General features: G+C 60.6%; 17 protein-coding genes and 1 pseudogene. 10 read left to right on the top strand and 8 right to left on the bottom strand.

All coding sequences use genetic code 11. From position 1 onward, the window contains the following. Nucleotides 1-103 precede the first annotated feature (103 nt). Nucleotides 104-2,542 carry a Lon protease family protein gene (locus AC1MDC_RS13060; RefSeq protein ID WP_085697539.1) on the bottom strand — a complete coding sequence of 813 codons (2,439 nt, stop codon included), beginning with the start codon at nt 2,540-2,542 and terminating at the stop codon, nt 104-106. Nucleotides 2,543-2,842: 300 nt separating this feature from the next. Here AC1MDC_RS13060 and AC1MDC_RS13055 point away from each other — a divergent pair, with 300 nt between their 5' ends. From AC1MDC_RS13055 to AC1MDC_RS13040, 4 genes are all read left to right on the top strand, one after another. Beyond that, nucleotides 2,843-3,331, top strand: a complete 489-nt coding sequence (locus AC1MDC_RS13055) for a DUF3015 domain-containing protein (RefSeq protein ID WP_007950971.1) — start codon at nt 2,843-2,845, stop codon at nt 3,329-3,331. A gap of 92 nt (nt 3,332-3,423) precedes the next feature. Beyond that, nucleotides 3,424-5,277, top strand: coding sequence for an Lnb N-terminal periplasmic domain-containing protein (locus tag AC1MDC_RS13050; RefSeq protein WP_480393107.1), 1,854 nt, complete (start codon nt 3,424-3,426; stop codon nt 5,275-5,277). A gap of 217 nt (nt 5,278-5,494) precedes the next feature. Further along, complete coding sequence (locus tag AC1MDC_RS13045; protein ID WP_007950973.1) at nt 5,495-5,851, top strand: hypothetical protein; 357 nt, start codon at nt 5,495-5,497, stop codon at nt 5,849-5,851. 70 nt (nt 5,852-5,921) lie between these two features. Further along, the gene (locus AC1MDC_RS13040) at nt 5,922-6,416 is read left to right on the top strand and encodes a GreA/GreB family elongation factor (protein WP_227233587.1); all 495 of its coding nucleotides are present in this window, start codon (nt 5,922-5,924) and stop codon (nt 6,414-6,416) included. A gap of 10 nt (nt 6,417-6,426) precedes the next feature. On the opposite strand, the gene gdhA is transcribed toward AC1MDC_RS13040, so the two are convergent. Both gdhA and ettA read right to left on the bottom strand, forming a co-directional pair. After that, complete coding sequence (gene gdhA, locus AC1MDC_RS13035) at nt 6,427-7,764, bottom strand: NADP-specific glutamate dehydrogenase (protein WP_480393106.1); 1,338 nt, start codon at nt 7,762-7,764, stop codon at nt 6,427-6,429. A 192-nt stretch (nt 7,765-7,956) separates the two neighbouring features. Next, entirely contained in the window at nt 7,957-9,621 is a 1,665-nt protein-coding gene (gene ettA, locus AC1MDC_RS13030) for an energy-dependent translational throttle protein EttA (protein WP_085697543.1), read from the bottom strand. Between the two features lie 434 nt (nt 9,622-10,055). Between ettA and morA the strand changes: the two genes are divergently transcribed. From morA to AC1MDC_RS13005, 5 genes are all read left to right on the top strand, one after another. After that, complete coding sequence (gene morA / locus AC1MDC_RS13025) at nt 10,056-13,904, top strand: cyclic di-GMP receptor MorA (protein WP_085697544.1); 3,849 nt, start codon at nt 10,056-10,058, stop codon at nt 13,902-13,904. A gap of 240 nt (nt 13,905-14,144) precedes the next feature. Further along, complete coding sequence (gene glyA, locus AC1MDC_RS13020; RefSeq protein ID WP_085697545.1) at nt 14,145-15,398, top strand: serine hydroxymethyltransferase; 1,254 nt, start codon at nt 14,145-14,147, stop codon at nt 15,396-15,398. Nucleotides 15,399-15,674: 276 nt separating this feature from the next. Beyond that, a complete protein-coding gene (locus AC1MDC_RS13015; protein ID WP_085608708.1) occupies nt 15,675-16,988 on the top strand; it encodes a C4-dicarboxylate transporter DctA in 1,314 nt (437 codons plus the stop codon). Between the two features lie 49 nt (nt 16,989-17,037). Next, nucleotides 17,038-17,742 carry a FadR/GntR family transcriptional regulator gene (locus AC1MDC_RS13010; protein ID WP_085697546.1) on the top strand — a complete coding sequence of 235 codons (705 nt, stop codon included), beginning with the start codon at nt 17,038-17,040 and terminating at the stop codon, nt 17,740-17,742. Nucleotides 17,743-17,766: 24 nt separating this feature from the next. Continuing rightward, nucleotides 17,767-18,477 carry a GntR family transcriptional regulator gene (locus AC1MDC_RS13005; RefSeq protein WP_480393105.1) on the top strand — a complete coding sequence of 237 codons (711 nt, stop codon included), beginning with the start codon at nt 17,767-17,769 and terminating at the stop codon, nt 18,475-18,477. A gap of 122 nt (nt 18,478-18,599) precedes the next feature. On the opposite strand, the gene yjiA is transcribed toward AC1MDC_RS13005, so the two are convergent. The 3 genes from yjiA to AC1MDC_RS12990 form a co-directional block, all read right to left on the bottom strand. Next, a complete protein-coding gene (gene yjiA, locus AC1MDC_RS13000; protein ID WP_176247737.1) occupies nt 18,600-19,574 on the bottom strand; it encodes a GTPase in 975 nt (324 codons plus the stop codon). Nucleotides 19,575-19,735: 161 nt separating this feature from the next. After that, nucleotides 19,736-19,933 (bottom strand): YbdD/YjiX family protein, encoded by a 198-nt coding sequence (locus AC1MDC_RS12995; protein WP_003228401.1) that lies wholly within the window; start codon nt 19,931-19,933, stop codon nt 19,736-19,738. A gap of 15 nt (nt 19,934-19,948) precedes the next feature. Continuing rightward, nucleotides 19,949-22,015 (bottom strand): carbon starvation CstA family protein, encoded by a 2,067-nt coding sequence (locus tag AC1MDC_RS12990; protein ID WP_085697548.1) that lies wholly within the window; start codon nt 22,013-22,015, stop codon nt 19,949-19,951. Between the two features lie 159 nt (nt 22,016-22,174). Between AC1MDC_RS12990 and AC1MDC_RS12985 the strand changes: the two genes are divergently transcribed. Then, nucleotides 22,175-22,531: a PilZ domain-containing protein gene (locus AC1MDC_RS12985; protein ID WP_085697549.1), complete on the top strand. Its 357-nt coding sequence runs from the start codon at nt 22,175-22,177 to the stop codon at nt 22,529-22,531. On the opposite strand, the gene radA is transcribed toward AC1MDC_RS12985, so the two are convergent. Together radA and AC1MDC_RS12975 are read right to left on the bottom strand one after the other, a co-directional pair. After that, entirely contained in the window at nt 22,532-23,899 is a 1,368-nt protein-coding gene (radA, locus tag AC1MDC_RS12980) for a DNA repair protein RadA (RefSeq protein WP_085689697.1), read from the bottom strand. A 146-nt stretch (nt 23,900-24,045) separates the two neighbouring features. Then, nucleotides 24,046-24,373, bottom strand: a pseudogene (locus AC1MDC_RS12975) (catalase); the annotation flags it as partial. Between the last annotated feature and the right edge of the window lie 110 nt (nt 24,374-24,483).

Below are 24,483 nucleotides of genomic sequence, written 5' to 3'. Positions count from 1 at the left end.
TCATTGTGTGAATATTGACGCCAGAGTGATGGCACTTTTGCCGACGTTCGCGACAAAACAAAAACGGGAGCACAAGGCTCCCGTTTTATGACCGCTGCCTGACTCAAGCCGGTTTGGCTTCAGCCAGCGCCTCCTGCGCCAGTTCCTTCTCGGCCTCTTTCAGATCGTCTTCGCTGATCATCTCGGCAATCACTCGCAGGCGCTCCACCACCCGCGCATTGACGCTGCCTTCGGGGAATTCGCCTTCCTCGTTCGGCTCACCGGCCGGCTCGCCCACCAGCAGGCTCAACGCTTCATCGGCCTGACGCACCGCGTAAACGTGGAACTGCCCGGCACGCACCGCCGCCAGCACCTTCTCGTCGAGCATCAGCGTGGCGACGTTGGCCTGCGGAATGATCGCACCCTGCTCGCCCGTCAAACCGCGCGCTTCGCAGAGACGGAAGAAGCCTTCGATCTTCTCGTTGACCCCGCCCACCGCCTGCACCTCACCGAACTGGTTGATCGACCCGGTGATCGCGAAGCACTGCTTGAGCGGGGTTTTCGACAACGCCGAAATCAGCGTGCACGCCTCGCCCAGCGACGCACTGTCGCCATCGACGTAGCCGTAGGATTGCTCCAGCGCGATGCTCGCGGAAATCGCCAGCGGGAATTCCTGTGCATAACGGCTGCCCAGATACCCGGTGAGAATCATCACGCCCTTGGAGTGGATCGGCTGACCGAGGTTGACCTCGCGCTCGATGTCGACGATGCCGCTGCCGCCCGGGTACACCGTGGCGGAAATCCGCGCCGGCACACCGAACGCCGAGTCGCCGACTTCAAGCACGGTCAAACCGTTGCATTTGCCGACCGCCGCGCCGTCGGTGTCGATCAGAATGATTCCCGCCAGCATGTCGTCGAGAATCCGCGCCGAGACACGACCGGTGCGGGTGGCCTTGGCCTTGAGCGCACGCTCGATGTGGCCGGCGTCGGTCATTTCATCGTTGGCCAGATGCCGGATGAAATCCGCCTCGCTGACCAGCTGGAACAGATCGCCGATCCGCGCCGACAAACGCCCCTGATGCTCGGCCAGGCGCGCACTGTAGGTCGCCAGACGCGCCACCGCGTCGGCGGTCAGCGGCGCCATGCCCTCTTCCGAAGTACGGGTTTTCAGCAACTGGGCGAACTGCTCCAGGCTTTCGTCGACCATCGGGATGTCTTCGTCGAAGTCCACCAGAACGCGGAACATCTCCTGGAAATCCGGATCGAGGTCTTGCAGCGTGTAATACAGCTGGCGCGCACCGATGATGATCACTTTGACCTGCAACGGAATGTGCTGCGGGTTGAGCGTCATGGTGGCGAAACGGCCCATTTCGCCCAGCGGCGACTCCATCTTCAGCTTGCGCGATTGCAGGGCGCGCTTGAGCGCATCCCATACGAACGGCTCGCCGAGCATTTTTTCTGCTTCAAGGATCAGGAAACCGCCATTGGCGCGGTGCAACGCACCCGGACGCAACTGGCGATAGGTGGTGTAGAGCGCGCCCTGATCGGTGGTGTATTCGATGCGACCGAACAGGTTTTCGTAGGTCGGATGCGGTTCGAACACCACCGGCGCACCGCCGCTGGCCGGATGACCGACCACCAGACTCGGCGCGTATTGCTCTTCCAGCAGCTTGCGCGCGACCGCGTCGGTCTTGCTGTCGTCGACCAGTTGCTCGACCACGGTTTTCAGCAGATACACCTGCATCGCTTGCAGGTAACCGCAGACGGCAGCGTTTTCCGCGTACTTCTCCGACAGCGGTGCGAGCAAGGGCTGCAAGGCCAGGGTGATGGTTTCTTCGTTGAGCTGACGCAGCTGGTTGTTCGACTCGCGCTTCCATTGCGGCAGGCTGGCGAGTTCTTCGTTCAGGCGCTCTTCAAGGCTGGAAATATCATCGTGAAAGCGTTCGCGCTCGGCTTCCGGCAACTGGGCGAATTCAGCTTCATCCAGCGCCTTGCCTTCGAGCATCGGGGTGAAAGCGATGTTGCTGCTGTCGCGATACAGGGCGACGTCTTTTTCCAGGGCCAGGCGCTCGATGACGTCCAGCGCCTTGTCGTAGCGCTGGTTGAAGGCGCGATCGATGGCGCTCTTCTTCTGCTGGTAGGACGGGTGCTCGAAAACCGCAGGAAAGGTCGCCAGCAGATTGTCGATCAGGCCGTTGATATCGCCGATGAACGCAGCGGCGCTGCCGGACGGCAATTCCAGGGCGCGAGGTTCGCGCGGCTCATCGAAATTGTTGACGTAGACCCAGTCCGCCGGGGTCTGCAGGCGTTTGCCTTCGGCTTTCAGGTAGCGTTTGACGAACGAGAAACGGCCGGTGCCGGGCTCGCCCATGACGAATACGTTGTAACCGGGGCGTGGCATCGCCACACCGAACTGCAAGGCTTCGACCGCACGTTCCTGGCCAAGCACACCGCGAAAGGGCTCCAGATCATTGGTGGTAGTGAAGCTGAACTGTTCAGCGGAAAACGGACGGGTCAGCGCTTCGGGCGCTAGACGCAAGCTGGCAGCAACAGGATCAGGCATCGGGCTTCCTTAACAATCAGGCGGGGCAGATAGCGGCATTCTGGCGCTGCCCGTGCCCCACTGGCAAGGCGCGCCACACCACAAAGCATAGACAACCGGCCTGCCTGCACTCGGGCCCCGCCAAACCGGGGTTTATTCCAAATATTGTGCAAAAACTCACGGAACCCTCGGAACGTGCCTAAACTCCAAACTGCGCGGCTGGAACTAATACCGGCCCACTGGCTTCGTCTGGATCTGTTTCGTACAGAGCTTGGGGGCCAGAACCCTGTCCATTGGTATGCACATAAAGAGAACAAAGCTATGAAACGGATTCTTCTCGGTACTCTCTTCACCGCTGTATCCATCAACGCGATGGCGCAAGCTCCAGGGGGCCCGGATTGCGGTTGGGGCAACATGCTGTTCGAAGGTCAGCGTGGCACCCCGGCTCACTTCCTGGCATCCACCACCAACGGCACCTCCGGCAACGCCACCTTCGGCATGACGTCCGGCACCAACGGTTGCTCCACCAACGCTTCGCTGACCTACGGCGGCAAATCCTGGTTTGCCATGAATGGCATGATGAACGAGCTGTCCGAAGACATGGCAAAAGGCAACGGCGAAGCGCTGACGACCTATGCCGTGGTACTGGGCGTGGCGCCGGAAGACCGTGCGCACTTCGCCGCCGTCACTCACGAGCACTTCCAGCAGATCTTCAGCAAGGCTGACGTGACCGCCGAAGACGTGCATACCAACACCCTGGCCGTCCTGAAGGCAGACCCACGTCTGGCCAAGTACGCGACTCAGGCTTAAGCTCGACCCACCCGCTTCCTTCGGGAAGCGGGTTTTATTTTTTCGGCCCGCCCTCCTTGGGTCTTTGTTTCTTTCGACTTAAGTTGCCATTTATGCTCAAACGCCTTGCCTGGCTGGCGCTGTGTGTCTGCGCCCCGCTGTCCGCCGCGCCCCACATCGACCCTCAACGTTTGCAGCAACTGGCCAACGACCGTTTCTGGATTTCCCTCGGTCATTACGAAACCGCCAAACTCGGTGGCTGGCGCAGCTACGTCAGCGACAAAAAATTCTTCCTCGCCCCCGATGGCAACAAACACCCCGACCATGAACTGGCGACCACCGTACAAGCGCTGTACGCCCCCGCCAGTCTCGGTGAGCAACACGCCCAGTGCGTCTACCCGGCGCGCACGCGCTGGCTGAAAGACCAGCTCAACCTGACCGACCTGCCGACGCCGGACTGCGCCGAATTCAAGAAGTGGTTCAAGGACGTCTCGCCCCACAGCGCGGTGATGATTTTCCCGGCGGCCTACCTCAACAGCCCGTCGTCGATGTTCGGCCACACCCTGCTGCGCATCGACCAGGCCGATGTGCAAAGCGACAAGACCTCGCTGCTCAGCTACGCGATCAACTTCGGCGCCTACATCGAAGGCTCGGACAACAGCATTCTTTACGCCTGGAAAGGCTTGATGGGTGGTTATCCGGGGCTGTTCGCGCTGGTGCCCTATCAGGAAAAACTCTCGGAATACCGCAGCCTGGAAAACCGCGACCTGTGGGAATACCGGCTCAATCTGACGCAAGCCGAAACCGCGCGGATGGTCGAACACGTGTGGGAGTTGAAGCAGATCCAGTTCGACTATTTCTTCTTCGATGAAAACTGCTCGTATCGCCTGCTCGAACTGTTGCAGGTGGCGCGCCCGAGTCTGCGCCTGACCGAACAATTCCCGCTGACCGCGATCCCCACCGACACCGTCAAAGCGGTGAAGGAAGCCGGGCTGGTCGAGCACATCGAATATCGTCCGTCCCGCGAGCGCGAACTGCTCAGCCGTGCCGCCCCCCTGAGCGGCGAGGAACAGGAATGGGTGCTGAAAGTCAGCGCCGATCAACAGCAATTGCAGGATCCGACCTTCAAGGCCCTGCCCCGGGATCGCCAAGCGCTGATCATCGACGCGGCGTATCGGCTGGAACGCTACCGCGCCAACGGCCAGGAACGTGATCCGCAGCGGGCGCAGCGCAGTTTCGAATTGCTGCGGGCGATCAACAAAAACCCGGCGCCGGAGCTGCAAATTCCGCAACCGGGCCTGCCCGAAGACGGCCACGAATCGCGCACCTGGCAGGCAGGTCTCGGCACTCGCGGTGACCGCGCGTTCGGCGAGTACGGCTTGCGCATGGCCTATCACGACCTCAACGACAACGCCGAGAGTTTCCCCCTCGGCGCGCAGATCGAAATCCTGCAAATGAAGCTGCGCCAGTACGAAGGCAATCACTGGCAATTCCAGCAACTGGATCTGGCGACCATCCGCTCACTGACGCCGCGCAACGCGCTGCTGCAGCCGCTGTCGTGGCAAGTCACCGGGGGTCTTGAACGTGTGCCGGGCAAGCATGACGACGAAACCCTGGTCAGCCACGTCAACGGTGGCGGTGGCGGAACCTGGGCGCTGGGTGACGATGTGCTGGGGTTCGCCCTCGGCACCGTGCGCGTCGAACACAACAATGATTTCGCCGAGTTCGTTTCTCCCGCAGGCGGTTTCAATACCGGCGTGTTGTGGAAGAACCCGCTGGGCAATCTCAGCGTGGAGGCCAAAGGCGATTACTTCCTCAATGGTGAAGTGCGCCGTAGCCTGAGTCTGAATCAGCAATGGGAGTTGTCGCGCAACCTCGGCCTGCGCCTGAGTGCCCAGCGTGAATTCAGCCACCTGGCCACACCGGAGACCGAGGTGATGCTGGAAGTGAAGTGGTATCACTACTGATCCCGAACATTTCCCTGAACCTGTGGGAGCGGGCTTGCCCGCGATAGCGAATGATCAGTCAACAGAGATGTTGAGTCTGATGGCCTCATCGCGGGCAAGCCCGCTCCCACAGGGATCTCCACTGGTTAACGAATTACTTACAGGCCTTTCACCAAAGCCCGACGAATCATCTTCTAGACTTTCCCCATAAGCCGGAAAACCGGCCCGGGAGAGTGTGATGTGGCGGTGTGCGGTTTTTGCGGGCGTGTTGCTGTTGTTGGGTGGCTGTCAGAGCACCCACGAAGATTTGATTGCCAAGGGTTATCCACCGGCGTTCGCCGACGGTTTCGATGACGGTTGCATCAGCGGTCGTCAGGCGGCCGGTTCGATCAGCGGCGAGTTTCGCAAGAACGTGCCGCGTTATCTCAAGGACAAGCAATACGCCGAAGGCTGGAGCGACGGCTTCCGGCAGTGTCAGGCGATGCTGGAAAACAAGGATCGCGAACAGTATCGCAACGAGCACTGGGACGAACGCGAGCGCGCCTGGCAGCAGGAAAAGGATCAGGGTGCCGCGCGGGCTTATCGTTCGCAGTAGGTCGTTTCCAGACATCCGGCGAAACCTTTTGCCTGCGACCATGGCCCAACGGCTATAACAGGAGCCCATCATGAGTCGCGCTTTCGTCAACGAAGAGAACGCCGCTGCGCAAGCCGATCAGCCGGTCGAACGGCAGGTCAGCACCCAGCCCAATTACGTCACGCCGCAAGGGTTTGCCCAGTTGCAGGCCAAGGTCGCCGAACTGCAAACCCTGCACGCCGAAGAGGCCGCCAGGGGCGAACAGGCCGACAAGCAGCGACTGGCCGACCTCGAACGGGATTTGCGTTATTTCAATCAACGGGTTGCCAGCGCACAGGTCGCGCCCGTTCCGACCTCGACCGACAAAGTGCAGATCGGCAGTTGGGTGACCTACGCCGACGAACATAACACCGAGCGTCGGGTGCAATTGGTCGGCGAAGATCAGGCCGATGCGGCCAACGGCCTGATCAACTGGGCCTCACCGCTGGGCCGTGCGTTGCTTGGCGCGCGGCTCAACGACGAAGTGCTGTGGCAGCGCCCGGCCGGCGATCAACTGATTGAAGTGATCCGCATCGAGCGCTCGTGAACCCCGTTGCTTAAACCACGCCCTGGGCGAGCATCGCGTCGGCGACTTTGACGAAGCCGGCGATGTTCGCGCCTTTGACGTAGTTGATCCGGCCGTTTTCCTCACCGTAATGCACGCAGGCGTGGTGGATCGACTGCATGATCCCGTGCAGCTTGCTGTCCACCTCGCCGCCCGTCCACAGCAGGCGCATGGCGTTCTGCGACATTTCCAGCCCACTGACCGCCACGCCGCCGGCATTGGAGGCCTTGCCCGGCGCGAACAGAATGCCGGCCTCGATAAAGATATCCACAGCCTCAAGAGTGGTCGGCATGTTCGCGCCCTCGGCCACGCAGGTGCAGCCGTTACGCAACAAAGTGCGGGCGGATTCGGCGTCGAGTTCGTTCTGAGTCGCGCATGGCAGCGCGATGTCGCACGGCAACGACCATGGCAGCTGACGCGCACGGAACTCCAGGCCGAAGGCGCAAGCCAGTTCGCTGATCCGCCCGCGCTTGACGTTCTTCAGTTCCAGCAGCGCCAGCCATTGCTCTTCGCTCAGGCCCGCCTCGCAATACAGCGTGCCTTCGGAGTCGGACAGCGAAATCACCTTGCCGCCCAGATCCATCACTTTGCGAGCCGCGTACTGCGCAACGTTGCCCGAACCGGAGATCGCCACGCGCTTGCCTTCAACGGTCTGCTCGCGGCGCTTGAGCATTTCCTCGGCGAAGTACACGCAACCGAAACCGGTGGCTTCCGGGCGAATCAGGCTTCCGCCATAGGTCATGCCTTTGCCGGTCAGCACGCTGGTGAACTGATTGCTCAGGCGCTTGTACTGACCGAACAGAAAGCCGATCTCCCGCGCACCGACACCGATGTCGCCGGCCGGCACGTCCACGTCGGCACCGATGTGGCGATACAGCTCGCTCATGAACGCCTGGCAAAAACGCATGACCTCGGCGTCGCTCTTGCCCTTCGGATCGAAGTCCGAACCGCCCTTGCCACCGCCCATCGGCAGCGAGGTCAGGGAGTTCTTGAAGGTCTGTTCGAAGGCGAGGAATTTCAGTACGCCCAGGTTCACTGAAGGATGGAAACGCAAGCCGCCCTTGTACGGGCCGATGGCGCTGTTCATCTGGATGCGGAAACCGCGATTGACCTGGACCTTGCCCTGATCGTCGACCCACGACACCCGGAATACCACCGCCCGCTCCGGCTCGCAGATGCGTTCCAGAATCCCCGAGGTCAGATAGTGCGGATTGGCTTCGAGAAACGGCCACAGGCTGCGCAGGACTTCTTCGACAGCCTGGTGGAATTCGGGTTGATCCGGATCGCGTTTTTTCAGACGGGCGAGGAAGGATTCGACGGATTCGATCATGGGAAAAGTCTCGGCAAATTTGTTGTCGTTGGAGGAGATTGAGCCGGACTGTAACAAACGACATGTACACAGCAACAGACAAAAATGTCGCACTTATGAAAACAAATAGTACACACACTATAAAACAGTCTGCATTGCAGGCAAAAAAAGCGGAGCCCGAAGGCTCCGCTTTTTCATGCAACCAACCTGTAATCAGGCCAGTTTCTTGTGGCGTACCCGGTGTGGCTGGGCCGCTGCTTCGCCGAGGCGCTTTTTGCGATCGGCTTCGTACTCGGTGTAGTTGCCTTCGAAGAACACCGCTTGCGAGTCGTCTTCGTACGCCAGGATGTGAGTCGCGACGCGGTCAAGGAACCACCGATCGTGAGAGATCACAATGGCGGCGCCCGGGAAGTCCAGCAGGGCTTCTTCCAGGGAACGCAGGGTTTCAACGTCGAGGTCGTTGGACGGTTCGTCGAGCAGCAGGACGTTGCCGCCCTCCTTCAGGGTCAGCGCCAGGTGCAGACGACCGCGCTCACCACCGGACAGGTCCTTGACGAACTTCTGCTGGTCGCCGCCCTTGAAGTTGAAGCGACCGACGTAAGTACGCGACGGGATCTCGTAGTTTCCGATGCGAATCTGGTCGGAACCGTCGGAGATCTGCTGGAACACGGTCTTGCTGCCGTCCAGGTCTTCGCGGCTCTGATCCACGCAGGCCAGTTGTACGGTTTCGCCGATCTCGATGCTGCCGGAGTCCGGCGTTTCCTTGCCCATCAGCATGCGGAACAGGGTCGACTTACCGGCACCGTTACCGCCGATCACGCCAACGATGGCGCCTTTGGGCATCGAAAACGACAGGTTGTCGATCAACACGCGATCGCCGTAGCCCTTGGTGACGTTCTTGAATTCGATGACCTTGTCACCCAGGCGCGGACCGGCAGGGATGTAGATCTCGTTGGTTTCCGAACGCTTCTGGAATTCCTGCGACTGCATTTCTTCGAAGCGTTGCAGACGAGCCTTGGATTTGGACTGACGGGCCTTGGCGCCTTTGCGCACCCACTCCAGTTCTTCCTTCATGGCTTTTTCGTGAGCCGATTGCTGCTTGGATTCCTGGGCCAGACGCTCGGACTTGGCTTCCAGCCAACCCGAGTAGTTGCCCTCGTAAGGAATGCCCGCGCCGCGGTCGAGTTCCAGAATCCAGCCGGCGACGTTGTCCAGGAAGTAACGGTCGTGCGTGATCGCGACCACAGTGCCCGGGAAGTCGTGCAGGAAGTGTTCGAGCCACGCAACGGAGTCGGCATCCAGGTGGTTGGTCGGTTCGTCGAGCAGCAGCATGTCCGGGGCGGACAGCAGCAGACGGCACAGGGCCACACGACGTTTTTCACCACCGGACAGGTGCTCGACCCTGGCGTCCCAGGCCGGCAGACGCAGCGCATCGGCGGCGACTTCCAGTTGACGCTCCAGGTTGTGACCATCGCTGGCCTGCAGGATCGCTTCGAGCTTGGCCTGTTCGGCGGCCAGCTTGTCGAAGTCGGCATCCGGGTCGGCGTAGGCAGCGTAGACCTCGTCCAGACGCGCTTGCGCATCCTTGATCACGCTGACCGCTTCCTCGACCACTTCACGTACGGTCTTGGTCGGATCCAGTTGCGGCTCTTGCGGCAGGTAACCGATGTTCAGTTCCGGCATCGGGCGCGCTTCGCCTTCGAACTCGGTGTCGACGCCGGCCATGATTTTCAGCAGCGTGGATTTACCCGAACCGTTGAGGCCGAGTACGCCGATCTTGGCGCCGGGAAAGAAAGACAGCGAAATGTTTTTCAGGATTTCCCGCTTCGGCGGAACAACTTTGCCCAGCCGATGCATGGTGAAGACGTATTGAGCCATGGAGAACCTTGGGTCAGTGACTGATGAATGATTGGAGCGCAGGCGATGCCCGGCCAGACCGATGCGCGTCGTTCACTTGACCACTTGATGGCCATCAATGCGTGCGCGCGGAAAAAGTCTGAGTCTAGGAGCTGGGCCAGACGCTGTTAAAACGTAACGAGCGAAGGAAAGACAAGGCGGAAACAGGCGAGGACGCGGAGTTTACGGGTTGTAAATGAGCAGTCCGAGCCTGTTTTCAACGCAGTATTTCCGAGCGCAGTAGTTTTAACAGTGTCTGGGCTCCCGCGTAACCGGCAAAGCTACCTTAATGACAGAAGGCAGTCCAGCCGAGTGGGGCTGGCACTTCGCCACAACTCAAGGCATGCTAGCCGCCCCTTGGGCGTCCGGCTTATAGTGCACGTCGCGCCAGTCCAGCCAGACCGCAGGATTACAGCTTGTCCAACGTCACTCCGCCAGCCTCTGTGAGCAGCACCCAACCGGCGCCCGGCTCGCCCCTGCGCGGAACATTGAAAGGCGCGCTGGCGACACTGGTGCTGATGCTGCTGGCGCTGCTGTTCTGGCAGTTGCTCGATCAACTGCACGAAACCCAGAAAAACCAGCGCCAGTACACCATCGACTACACCGCCGACCTCGCCGCTCAGGTCAGCCTGAACATGGCGTTGAACGCGCAGATCGCCCTCAATCTGCTACCGATCGTCGAACAGCCCCAGTCGGCCGACGAACAGCAGGCGCTGCTGCGCAAGCTTCAGCAATCGTTGCCCGACCTGCGCAGCCTCGCGCTGCTCACCCCGTCCGGAAAAATCCTCAGCGACAGCGCCACAGACAGCCACGACGCCGATTACCTCAGCGATCTGGTGCGCCGCAGCCGCGCTCAAGCCCATTATTTCAGTAACGCCGACGACGGTTCGGTAGTGCATCTGTTGCTGCATCAGGCCAGCGGCAGCACGCGCGGTTACTGGGCGCTGCGCCTGACGCCGACCTTCTTCGACGCGCTGACCAAACAGGGCGACAGCGGTATCCGCCCGTTGTGGCTGGTGGAAAACCGCGTCAATCATCAGATCATCAGCCGTGACAAAGCCCTGCCGTCCACCAAGACCAGCACCCTGACCCCGGACGATCTGGCCAACAGCGTGCTGACCGTGCCGCTGAGCAGCAGCGACTGGCAACTGCGTGGCCTGTTCGACCGCCAGCATGTGCTCGAACAACTGCTGCCGGCGTTCATCGGCAAATGCCTGCTGGGCCTGGCGCTCTCGCTGCTGCCGTTTATCGCATTGCTCAACATGCGTCGCCGCCAGCGCCAGGTGCATGAAGGGCGTCGGCGTTATCAGGATATTTTCGAAGGCACCGGCGTGGCGTTGTGCGTGCTCGATCTTTCGGGGCTCAAGCAGGTTTTCGAGAAAGCCCAGATCCAGACCAGCGACCAGCTCAAGGCCTGGCTCGACCAGCCGGCGCAGCGCCAGCAATTGCTCCACGAATTGCGGGTCACCGAGGTCAACCAGGTCGCGTTGCAACTGCTCAACGTCAATTCTTGCGATCACGCCTGGCAACTGTTGATCGACGGCCAGCCGCACAGTCAGTGCGCCATCGGCAATCAGGTACTCGACGCCGTGCTTCAGCAGCAAAAGCAGCTGGAACTGGAAATCAAACTGCCGGACATCAATGGCCGCGACCAGCACCTGTGGCTGGTGCTGCGCCTGCCTGAGGAGCAGCACGATTACAAAGCCGTGATCCTGAGCATCAACGACATTACCAGCCGCAAGCTGATCGAGCTGTCGCTGCTGGAGCGCGAAGGTTTCTGGTCGGACGTGGTGCGCACCGTGCCGGATCATCTGTACGTGCAGGATGTGATCAGCCAGCGGATGATTTTCAGCAATCACCACCTCGGCCAGACCCTCGGTTACAACCGCACCGAACTGCATCAGATGGGCGAGTACTTCTGGGAAATCCTCCTGCACCCGGAAGACGCCGACTATTACCACCGCTCGCGGCAGATGCAGCGTCACGCCGGTTACAGCCAGTTGTTGCAATGCCAGCTGCGTTTCCGTCATCGCGACGGCAAGTGGCGGCGTTTCGACATTCGCGAACAGGCGCTGGCGCGGGACAAGCACGATCAGGTCACGCGGATCATCGGCGTGGCCAAGGACATCACCGAGCAGATCGAAGCCAGCGAATCGTTGCGCGACAGCGAGCAGCGCTACCGGATGCTCGCCGAAAGCATCAGCGACGTGATTTTCTCCACCGACAGCAAACTCTCGCTGAATTACGTCAGCCCGTCAGTGCAGGCGGTGCTGGGCTATGACGCCGAATGGATTTTCCAGAACGGCTGGCAATCGACCATCGCTAACCCGCAGCAATTGAGCGGCATCTATCTCCTGATGGATCGGGTCAGCAAAGCCTTGGGCAAACCCGAGCAACTGGTGATTTTGCGTAGCCAGGTGCAGACCCAGTTGTTCCTGTTCGACTGCCTGCGCGCCGATGGCCGCAAGATCCCGATCGAACTGCGTCTGGTGCTGGTGTGGGACGAGCACGGTGCGTTCGAAGGCGTGCTCGGGGTCGGTCGCGACATCAGCCAGCAGCGCCGCGCCGAAAAAGACCTGCGCATGGCGGCCACGGTATTCGAGCACTCGACCTCGGCGATTCTGATCACCGACCCGGCCGGCTATATCGTCCAGGCCAACGAGGCGTTCAGTCGGGTCAGCGGTTACGCGGTGAGCGAGGTGCTCGACCAGTTGCCGAACATGCTGACCGTCGACGAACAGCAGGACGCGCACCTGCGCTACGTGCTCAAGCAGTTGCATCAGCACAGCACCTGGGAAGGCGAAGTCTGGCTCAAGCGCCGCAACGGCGAGCATTACCCGGCATGGGTGGGCATCACCGCCGTGCTCGACGACGAGGGCGACCTGGCCAGTTACGTGTGCTTCTTCAGCGACATCAGCGAGCGCAAGGCCAGCGAGCAGCGGATTCACCGCCTCGCCTACTACGACGCCCTGACCCACCTGCCGAACCGTACGCTGTTCCAGGATCGGCTGCACACCGCGCTGCAATCGGCCGAACGGCAGAAGTCGTGGGTGGTGCTGATGTTCCTCGACCTCGACCGTTTCAAACCGATCAACGACTCCCTCGGTCACGCGGCCGGCGACCGCATGCTCAAGGACATGGCGACACGGTTGCTGGCCTGTGTCGACGATGACGACACCGTGGCGCGGATGGGTGGCGACGAATTCACCCTGCTGCTGCAACATCGTTCCAGCCGCGAGATGGCGCTGAACCGTGCGATCCACGTGGCCGAGCAGATCCTCGCCAGCCTCGTTCGGCCATTCGTGCTCGAAGGTCGCGAATTCTTCGTCACCGCCAGTATCGGCATCGCCCTGAGCCCGCAGGACGGCAACGAACTCAGCCAGCTCATGAAGAACGCCGACACCGCGATGTATCACGCCAAGGAGCGCGGCAAGAACAACTTCCAGTTCTATCAGGCCGACATGAACGCCAGTGCGCTGGAGCGTCTGGAACTGGAAAGCGATCTGCGCCACGCCCTCGAGCAAAACGAATTCGTGCTGTATTACCAGCCGCAGTTCAGCGGCGACGGCAAACGCCTGACCGGTGCCGAAGCCCTGCTGCGCTGGCGTCATCCGCGTCGCGGACTGGTGCCGCCGGGAGATTTCATTCCGGTGCTCGAAGAACTCGGGCTGGTGGTGGACGTCGGCGACTGGGTGATCAGCGAGGCCTGCCGCCAGCTCAAGACCTGGCACCAGAGCCGCGTGCGCGTGCCGAAGGTTTCGGTGAACATTTCCGCCCGGCAGTTCTCCGACGGCCAGCTCGGTACGCGGATCGCCACGATTCTCAAGGAAACCGGCCTGCCGCCGGCGTGCCTTGAACTGGAGCTGACCGAAAGTATCCTGATGCGCGAAGTCAGCGAGGCGATGCAGATCCTTGCCGGTCTGAAGAACCTCGGCCTGAGCATCGCGGTCGACGACTTCGGCACCGGTTACTCGTCGCTGAACTACCTCAAGCAATTCCCGATCGACGTGCTGAAGATCGACCGCACCTTCGTCGACGGACTGCCGTCCGGCGAGCAGGACGCGCAGATTGCCCGGGCGATCATCGCCATGGCTCACAGCCTGAATCTGGCGGTGATCGCCGAGGGTGTGGAAACCCATGAACAACTGGACTTCCTGCGCGAGCATGGCTGCGACGAGGTTCAGGGCTATCTGTTCGGACGGCCGATGCCGGCGGGACGGTTCGAGGCGCAGTTCAGCAATGATGCGCTGTTCATGTTCGACTGAAGATCAGCGGCGCGACCTTCGCGAGCAAGCTCGCTTCCACAGGGATTGATGTCGATCACAAAATCGCGGGCCGGCCTCGGTTACTGTGCGACCCGGCTGGTCAGCGAAAAGGCCGGCACGGACGCCACATATCTGGTCATGAACGCCACTTGTCTGCGACATGATGTCGTTTCATATGCCATCCAAAACCCGTTGGGTTAGAATGCCCCCCTTTTCTGCCCCCGATCCTTGAGGACCGCCATGTTCAGCCGTGATTTGACTATTGCCAAGTACGACGCCGATCTTTTTGCCGCCATGGAGCAAGAAGCCCGGCGCCAGGAAGAACACATCGAGCTGATCGCTTCGGAGAACTACACCAGCCCAGCGGTGATGGAAGCTCAAGGCTCGGTTTTGACCAACAAATACGCCGAAGGCTACCCGGGCAAGCGCTACTACGGTGGTTGCGAGTACGTCGACGTTGTCGAGCAACTGGCCATCGACCGCGCCAAGGAACTGTTCGGCGCCGACTACGCCAACGTTCAGCCGCACGCGGGTTCCCAGGCCAACGCCGCTGTTTACCTGGCCCTGCTGTCGGCCGGCGACACCATCCTGGGCATGAGCCTGGCGCACGGCGGTCACCTGACCCACGGCGCCAGCGTTTCCTCCTCCGGCAAGCTGTACAACGCCATTCAGTACGGCATCGACGCCAACGGCCTGATCGACTACGACGAAGTCGAACGCCTGGCTGTAGAACACAAGCCAAAAATGATCGTGGCCGGTTTCTCTGCCTACTCCCAGGTTCTGGACTTCCCGCGCTTCCGCGCCATCGCCGACAAGGTTGGCGCCTACCTGTTCGTCGACATGGCTCACGTGGCCGGTCTGGTCGCCGCTGGCGTCTACCCGAACCCGGTTCCGTTCGCTGACGTCGTGACCACCACCACCCACAAGACCCTGCGCGGTCCACGTGGTGGCCTGATCCTGGCCAAGGCCAACGCCGACATCGAGAAGAAGCTGAACTCCGCGGTATTCCCGGGCGCCCAGGGTGGCCCGCTGGAGCACGTGATCGCCGCCAAAGCGATCTGCTTCAAGGAAGCACTGCAGCCTGAGTTCAAGGCTTACCAGCAACAAGTGGTGAAAAACGCCCAGGCCATGGCCGGCGTGTTCATCGAGCGCGGTTTCGACGTGGTTTCCGGTGGTACTGAAAACCACCTGTTCCTGCTGTCGCTGATCAAGCAGGAAATCTCCGGTAAAGACGCCGACGCCGCTCTGGGCAAAGCGTTCATCACCGTGAACAAGAACTCCGTGCCAAACGACCCACGCTCCCCGTTCGTCACTTCCGGCCTGCGCTTCGGTACTCCGGCTGTGACCACTCGCGGCTTCAAGGAAGCTGAGTGCAAAGAGCTGGCTGGCTGGATCTGCGACATCCTGGCTGACCTGAACAACGAAGCGGTGATCGACGCCGTTCGTGAGAAAGTCAAAGCCATCTGCAAGAAACTGCCGGTATACGGCGCTTAATCGCGACGTTAAACCCGCAGCATGAAAAGCCGGCCAGTGATGGCCGGTTTTTTTTCGTCTGCGAAAAAGTTTTCCACACCAAATGGCTCAAGGTCGGGGCCTGGCGCCGAACTGGTCAGACCGGTCATGCCAATTCGTCATTTTTCACTTGCGATCCGCAAAAAACAGCGCCTAGACTGCACCCGCACTGGACATACCGGTAAGACCACAATAATTAAGTCCTGAATCCGATGCGCCCCGCGCAAGGCAGCCAGGACACCGACCAGGATTCCTCCCATGCTCAGATGGTGCTCGCGTTCAATCTTCCTCCAAGTGGTTCTCGGACTGGTGCTCGGCATCGTCTGCGGGCTGACCCTCCCTGAATACTCGGCCCAGCTCAAACCGCTCGGCGACGGCTTCATCAAACTGATCAAGATGCTCATCGGCCTGATCGTGTTCTGCGTGGTGGTCAGTGGCATCAGCGGCGCCGGCGACCTGAAGAAGGTCGGGCGCATCGGCCTCAAGTCGGTCATCTACTTCGAAGTGCTGACCACCATCGCCTTGGTGATCGGTCTGGTGTTCGCCTTCAGCACCGGGATCGGCAGCGGCGCCAACATCCATCTGGAGCAACTTTCCGCCGCCGACATGGGTGACATCGCCGAGCGCGGCCAGCACATGCACACCACCACTCAGTTCCTGATGGACCTGATCCCGACTTCGGTGCTCGGCGCTTTCGCCGATAACAACATCCTGCAAGTGCTGCTCTTTTCGGTGCTGTTCGGCAGCGCGTTGAATCTGGTGGGCGAAGCGGCTTCCGGGATCTCGCGGCTGATCAACGAACTGAGCCATGTGATCTTCCGGATCATGGGCATGATCGTACGTCTGGCACCGATCGGCGTGTTCGGCGCCATCGCCTTCACCACCAGCAAATATGGCCTCGATTCGCTGCAACACCTGGGCAGTCTGGTCGGTTTGTTCTACCTGACCTGCATCGCCTTCGTCGCGTTGATTCTCGGTCTGGTGATGCGTCTTTCCGGCCTGCGCATGTGGCCGTTGCTCAAGTACCTGCGTGAAGAATTGCTGATCGTCATGGGCACCGCGTCCTCCGACGCCGTGCTGCCGCAGATCATGCGCAAGCTTGAACATCTGGGCATCGGCAGCTCGACCGTCGGGCTGGTGATTCCTACCGGTTACTCATTCAACCTCGACGGTTTTTCGATCTACCTGACCCTGGCCATCGTGTTCATTGCCAACGCCACCGGCACGCCGCTGGCCATGACCGACCTGCTGACGATTTTGCTGGTGTCGCTGATTACCTCCAAAGGCGCCCACGGCATTCCCGGTTCGGCGCTGGTGATTCTCGCCGCCACGCTGACGGCCATCCCGGCAATTCCGGTGGTCGGTCTGGTGCTGGTACTCGCCGTGGACTGGTTCATGGGCATCGGCCGGGCACTGACCAACCTGATCGGCAACTGCGTCGCCACCGTGGCCATCGCCCGCTGGGAAAAGGACATCGACGTGCAACGGGCGAACAAGGTGCTCAACGGCGAGCAGGGCTATAACTTTCAGCCGAGAAAAACGGTCGCTCAAGCGGCGGCCAAAGAATTCTGAATGAGCGCCGTGCCTGCGCCAATGCAGGCACGGCTCATGGAGCGAACACGTGATTACTACATCAACCGTCGTCAACTCAGTGGTCGAAAAACTCCGGGCCGCCCTCGCCCGGGGTCAGTGGCGCTCCGGCGAGATGCTGCCGGGCCAGCGTGAACTGGCCGAACAACTGGGCATCAGCCGCCCGAGCCTGCGCGAAGCAGTGATCGTGCTGGAAACCCTCGGCCTGGTGCGCTCAATGCCGGGCAAAGGCGTGGTCGTGCTGGACGCTCAGGCCGGTGACAGTCAAAGCCACGACAGCGCTGTGGCCGGCGCCAGCCTCGAAGACGTGCTGCAACTGCGCTACACCCTTGAACCGTTCATTGTCGGTCTGGTGGCGCAGTCGATCAGCAGCAAGGAAGTCGGGCAATTGCGCCTGACCCTGATGGACATGCGCGAAGCCCTCGAAGCGGGCGACAGCGAAGCCGGGGTCAGTGCCTACATCGCCTTCCACGAAGAACTGTTCACCCTGACCTCGAACCCGATTTTCCAGAGCGTGGTGCAACAGACCAGCAACGCCCTCAAGCAAAGTGCCGAAGTGCTGCGCAACTCACCGGAGCACCTGGCCGAACGCCTTGAAGAAAACGAAGCCGTGGTGCGCGCGATCCGCAGCAAGAACAGCGCACAGGCCAGTGCCGAAATGCGCCGGCACATCCTGCGTGAAGGCCAGCGGATGGGCATCGCGCTGAATATTCCGGATGACAACCTGAGCCACTGAAACGCCTCACACTGGAGACCGGCCATGAACAGTCTTGCCACGCCGTCGCACCCTCGCCCGACCTCAGCGCCCCTGCCCTTCTCCCGCCTGCATGCGCCGGTGGACGATCTGTATCCGCGCCTGCTCGACGCGATCCTCGAACAGCGCCTCGATACCGCCAGCCGTTTCACCGAAGAAAGCCTGAAGCAGATGTTCGGTGTCAGCCGCGCTGATGTGCGTCGGGTGCTGACCCAGTTGTCCCACGAACAGATCATCGTGCTGCGGGCCAACCATCGACCGCGAGTGGCCGCGCCGGACGCCGAGCAGACACGTCAGGCGCTGCACGCCCGGCGTCTGACTGAAAACACGCTGGTGCGATTGGCTTGTCAGCATGCGCAGGCTGAAGATCTGAAACGCCTGCGCGCCCTGATCGAGCGTGAGCGCCAGGCTGTGGATAAAGATCGACGCGGTGCGGCGATTCGTCTGTCCGGGGAGTTCCATTTGCAACTGGCGAAGATGGCCGGGAATGCACCGCTGGCGCATTTTCTCGGCACATTGGTGCCGCTGACCTCATTGGCGATTGCGCGATGCGGTAAGCAGACGCACAGATGTTGCGCGTGGGAGGAACATCTGGCGTTGGTTGAGGCGGTGGAGCGCAGAGATCTTTCCAAAGCCGACAGGTTGATGAATCGACATCTGGATCATCTTGAGCAGACCTTACTAGGCTCATCCCTCCAACATTGTGTTGCCGGTTGAACTGCCATCGCTGGCAAGCCAGCTCCAACAGGGTTTGAGGCGACCAAAAACATTGTGCCCGCCGCTTGACCTGTGGGAGCGGGTTTGCCCGCGATGACTGCATCACAGGCACCGAACAGCCTTCAGCCCGCCGCCACCCTGGCAAACCCCGCCCGGATTTTCTCTTCCGGCAAATCATCGGCGATAAACACGATCACGCTTTCCCGCGCCTCGCCCTCGGCCCACTCGGTGTCCCAGTCGAAGCCGTAGAGTTTCAGCACGCCCTGAAACACCAGCCGACGATCTTCGCCCGCTATGTTCAACACGCCTTTGTAGCGCAGCAATTGCTTGCCGTGCTCTTCCAGCAGTTCATTCATGAATTCGCTGAGCTGATCGATATCCAGCGGCTGATCGGTACGCAGCACCAGACTGGAAATCCGGTCGATGGACGGCGCCTTGCTCACCGGCCGCAGACTCACCCCGCCGCCGAGATCGGCATTCAGATTGAAACCGCGCACATCGAGCAATTCAGCCAGATCGATGTTGCCGTGTTCGACCACGCGAATCGGCGCACGACGGTTGATGCGGGTCAGGCGTTCGCTGAGCGCAGTGAACGCTGCCTCGTCCACCAGATCGGTCTTGCTCACCAGCAAGCGGTCGGCAAAACCGATCTGCGCCTGGGCGATGGTCTGGGTCAGGTGCAACTCGGCATGAGCTGCGTCGACGAGAGTGATGATGCCGTCGAGCAAATAGCGCTCGCGCAATTCTTCGTCGATGAAAAAGGTCTGCGCCACTGGCGCCGGGTCAGCCAGGCCGGTGCATTCAATGACCAGGCGATCGAAAGCGATTTCGCCGCTGTCCAGCCGTTCGAGCAGCAGGTACAGGGCCTTGGTCAGATCGGTGTGAATGGTGCAGCAGACGCAGCCGTTGGCCAGCGTCATGACTTGCACCGGCTCGTCGCCGAGCAATTGGGCGTCGATGCCGGCGTCGCTGAATTCGTTTTCGATCACGGCGATTTTCAGGCCGTGCTCGGCTTTCAACAGGTGGCGCAGCAAGGTGGTCTTGCCGGCGCCGAGGAAACCGCTGAGCACCGTTACAGGTATTGGAGAAGACAACATCGATCCCCTTCACAAAATTGATGAACAACACAAAACAAATGTGGGAGCGGGCTTGCTCGCGAAGGGGTCGTGTCAGTCGACATCATTGCTCAATGACACACCGCTTTCGCGGGCAAGCCCGCTCCCACAGTTGGGGACTACATCAACCGAAGGCTGTCAGATCAACAGCACTTCGGCCCACCCTTGCCACCGTAACGGGCTTCCTGACGTTCACGAAAGAACATCTCGTAGCTCATCACCGGCTTGTCCGGGTGTTTGGTCTGCATATGCTCGACGTAGGTGTCGTAGTCGGGCATGCCGACCATCAGGCGCGCGGCCTGACCGAGGTATTTACCGAGGCGACTCAGGTCATTGAACATGCTGCAATCCTCTGGTTACGCGTCCGGCAGGGCCTGGAATGGCGATTCTTTGTCCGTACGCTCTTTTTTGCCCCAGGCGGCGATGCCGACCTTGAGCGCGTAGAACAGGATGCTGAATACCACGAACAGGAACAGCGCGGTCAGTGTTGCGTTGGTGTAGGCGTTGAAGATCACGTGCTGCATCTGCTCGACGCTCTTGGCTGGTGCGAGCACCTGGCCTGCGGCCAGCGCATCGTTGTACTTCTTGGCCAGCGACAGGAAGCCGATCGCCGGGTTGGCGTCGAACAGCTTGATGAAGCCCGCCGTCGTGGTGCAGATCAGCAGCCAGGTGGCCGGCAACAGGGTGACCCAGATGTAGCGCTGGCGCTTCATCTTGATCAGAACCACGGTGCCAAGCATCAGCGCGATACCGGCCAGCATCTGGTTGGAGATACCGAACAGCGGCCACAGGGTGTTGATACCACCCAGCGGATCGATCACGCCCTGATACAGCAACCAGCCCCACATTGCCACACAACCGGCGGTGGCGATCAGGTTGGCAGTCCAGGATTCGGTACGTTTCAGTGCGGGTACGAAGGAACCGAGCAGGTCCTGCAGCATGAAGCGACCGGCGCGGGTACCGGCATCGACAGCGGTCAGGATGAACAGCGCTTCGAACAGGATCGCGAAGTGGTACCAGAACGCCATGGTGTTTTCACCCGGCAGGACACTGTGCAGGATCTGCGCGATACCGACCGCCAGGGTCGGCGCACCACCGGCACGGGCCAGAATGGTGGTTTCGCCGATGTCATGCGCTACGGCTTGCAGGGCATCCGGGGTAATCGCGAAGCCCCAGTTGCTGACTGCAGTCGCTACAGCCACCACATCACCGCCGACCACGGCAGCCGGGCTGTTCATGGCGAAGTAAACGCCTGGCTCGATCACCGAGGCCGCGACCATGGCCATGATGGCCACGAACGATTCCATCAGCATGCCGCCGTAACCGATGTAACGGGCGTTGGTTTCGTTATCCAGCAGCTTCGGGGTGGTGCCGGACGAGATCAGTGCATGGAAACCCGATACCGCACCGCAAGCGATGGTGATGAACAGGAACGGGAACAGACCGCCCTTCCATACCGGGCCGGTGCCGTCGACGAACTGGGTCAGGGCCGGCATTTTCAGCTCGGGCATGGTCACCAGGATGCCGATCGCCAGGGCGACGATGGTACCGATCTTGAGGAAGGTGGAGAGGTAGTCACGCGGGGCAAGGATCAGCCACACCGGAAGAACGGCGGCGACGAAGCCATAACCGATCAGCATCCAGGTGATTTGCACGCCGGTGAAGCTGAAGGCCTTGGCCCAGACCGGATCGGCGGCGATCTGCCCGCCCAGCCAGATAGAACCGAGCAGCAGCAAAACGCCGATGACCGAAATCTCGCCGATGCGGCCCGGACGGATGTATCGCATGTAGATGCCCATGAACATCGCGATCGGGATGGTCGCCATTACGGTGAAGATGCCCCACGGGCTCTCCGCCAAGGCTTTCACCACGATCAGCGCCAGCACCGCGAGGATGATGATCATGATCAGGAAGCAGCCGAACAGGGCGATGGTACCGGGGATGCGGCCCATTTCTTCACGCACCATGTCGCCCAGGGAACGGCCGTTGCGACGGGTGGACATGAACAGGACCATGAAGTCCTGCACCGCGCCCGCCAGCACCACGCCGGCGATCAGCCACAGCGTACCGGGCAGATAGCCCATCTGCGCCGCCAGTACCGGGCCGACCAGCGGCCCCGCGCCGGCGATGGCCGCAAAGTGGTGACCGAAGAGAATGTGTTTGTTGGTCGGAACGTAGTCCAGACCGTCATTGTTGAGCACGGCGGGGGTGGCCCGACGCGGATCGAGTTGCATCACATTGTTAGCGATGAACAGACTGTAGTAACGATACGCAACCAGATAGATGGCCACGGCGGCGACCACAATCCACAAGGCGTTGATCGCCTCGCCTCGGCGCAATGCCACTACGCCCAGGGCGCACGCTCCTACGATTGCCAGCAGCAGCCAGGGTAAGTGGCGTAGCAGGCTATTATTATTTTTCATTTTATTATTCCAGCCAGGGTGGACAAGAAAGACAGCCACCCCGAGTTTAGCGCTACTGGCGGCAAAGGCCATACCCCGACATTGGTCTGACGCCCCGCCGTACTGGCAGCGCTCGATGAGGCGGGTCTATAGTCAGCGTACTTTCAAGAGGATTGCGCCATGAGCGAGCGTCGCCGCTTCAAACGTATTGCGTTCGATGCCAAGACCGAATTGAGCCAGGGCGAGTACATCTGGCCGGTGAAATTGATCGACCTGTCGCTCAAGGGCCTATTGATCGAAAAACCGGAACCGTGGCTGGGGGATGAAACGCAGGACTTTAACGTCGACATTCATTTGAGCAACGACATCGACATTCAGATGGATGTGCAACTGGCGCACGACGATCATGGCCAACTGGGTTTCCAGTGCCGGCACATCAGCCTGGAATCGATCCAGCGCCTGCGACGCCTGATCGAACTCAACCTCGGGGATGAGGCCGAGCTCGAACGGGAGCTTGGCGCGTTGATGGAACTCTGATTACTCGAACAACGAGTCCAGCGCCTGCTCCAGCCGCGTCACCGCTATGATCTGCAACCCTGCCGGCGCTTCCTTCGGCGCGTTGCCCTTTGGCACGATCGCGCGCTTGAAGCCGTGCTTGGCGGCCTCCTTCAGACGCTCCTGACCGCTCGGCACCGGGCGCACTTCGCCGGACAGACCGACTTCACCGAACACCAGCAAGTCGTGGGGCAGCGGACGATTACGCAGGCTCGACATGACGGCGGCCATCAACGCCAGGTCGGAGGCGGTTTCCAGTACTTTCACCCCGCCGACCACGTTGAGGAACACGTCCTGATCGTGGGTCGGAATGCCGCCATGACGATGCAGAACAGCCAACAACATCGCCAGACGATTCTGGTCCAGACCCAGGGTGACTCGACGCGGGTTGGCCAAGTGACTGTCATCCACCAGCGCCTGGACTTCCACCAGCATTGGCCGGGTGCCTTCCCACGTCGCCATGACCACGCTGCCCGGGACTTCTTCCTGAGCACGTGTGAGAAAAATCGCCGAAGGGTTGGAGACTTCTTTCAGGCCCTTGTCGGTCATTCCGAATACGCCGAGTTCATTGACCGCGCCGAAACGGTTTTTCACCGCCCGCAGCAAACGCAACCGACCGTCGGATTCGCCTTCGAAATACAGCACGGTGTCGACCATATGCTCCAGAACGCGCGGCCCTGCGAGCGCGCCTTCCTTGGTCACGTGGCCGACCAGGAAAATCGCCGTACCGCTTTGCTTGGCGTACCGCACCAGCAGTGCCGCACTTTCGCGCACCTGGGACACGCCACCCGGTGCCGATTGCAGTTGTTCGGTGAAGATCGTCTGGATCGAGTCGATCACCATCACCTTGGGCTTTTCCTGGCGGGCGGTGGCGATGATGGTTTCGATGCAGGTTTCGGTCATGACCCGCAATTGATCCTGGGGCAGGCCCAGGCGACGGGCGCGCATGGCAACCTGTTGTTGGGATTCTTCGCCGGTGACATACAGCGCCGGCATGTTCTTGGCGAGGTTGCACAGGGTCTGTAACAGAATCGTCGATTTGCCGATGCCAGGATCACCGCCGATCAGTACCACCGAACCGTCCACCAGGCCACCGCCGAGCACTCGGTCGAGTTCGCCGGAGGCTGTGGAAAAACGTGGAATTTCTTCGATGCTGACTTCGGCCAGGGTCTTGATCTGGGCCTGCTGCCCGGCCCAGCCGGTGCGCCCGCTCGGAGCGGCGGCACCGCCGCTCTCGACCATGGTTTCGGTCAGGGTATTCCAGGCGCCGCATTCGCCGCACTGCCCGGCCCACTTGGGAAAGGTTGCGCCGCACTCGGTGCAGCCGTACATGCGCTTGGCCTTGGCCATCTGAACCCCCGGCAAAAACCGCGATGATAACGCAGCCATCACCCATCAGCGCGGCGCACCGGGACAGATTTCTCCGCCGGCCAGACGCGCGGCGGTGCTGCCGGTCAATTGCCGGAAATTGAAAGATCTCGCCGTCACTCGACCAACTCAAGAGAATCGAAATCAAACTTGGACAAGTCTTGCGAATTCAAAACTTGAATGTACAAGTTCTATTTGAAAGTTTTCCTTGTAAATATTTGTTACCAATTGTCAGTCACACTTCTGTAATTCCGGCCCTCAACTTGCACAACTTGTTGCGGATGCCCTGCAAACTTTTCCAGTGAAACTTCAAATAGTGCAAATCGCCTTTGTTATTGACCAATCTGTAGGCATGCACACTGTTCCCGTCCACCTCCCGATAACGGGCTGGTGCCCCTGAGTTGGAATACAAGTGGATCAATGTGCGGGTGGTTTCGGTACATGGGAGAAGAAGTCGCCGACCGCCGGACCGTTGTCACGGGCAGCGGTGTAGCGTTCACGGAAAAGGTCAATAAGCTGGCGACCAATACACCAACGCTACGCGGAATAAACCCATGAATAAAGTG

Source organism: Pseudomonas sp. 1, assembly GCF_056626735.1.
This window is presented reverse-complemented; position numbering and strand designations above follow the sequence as displayed.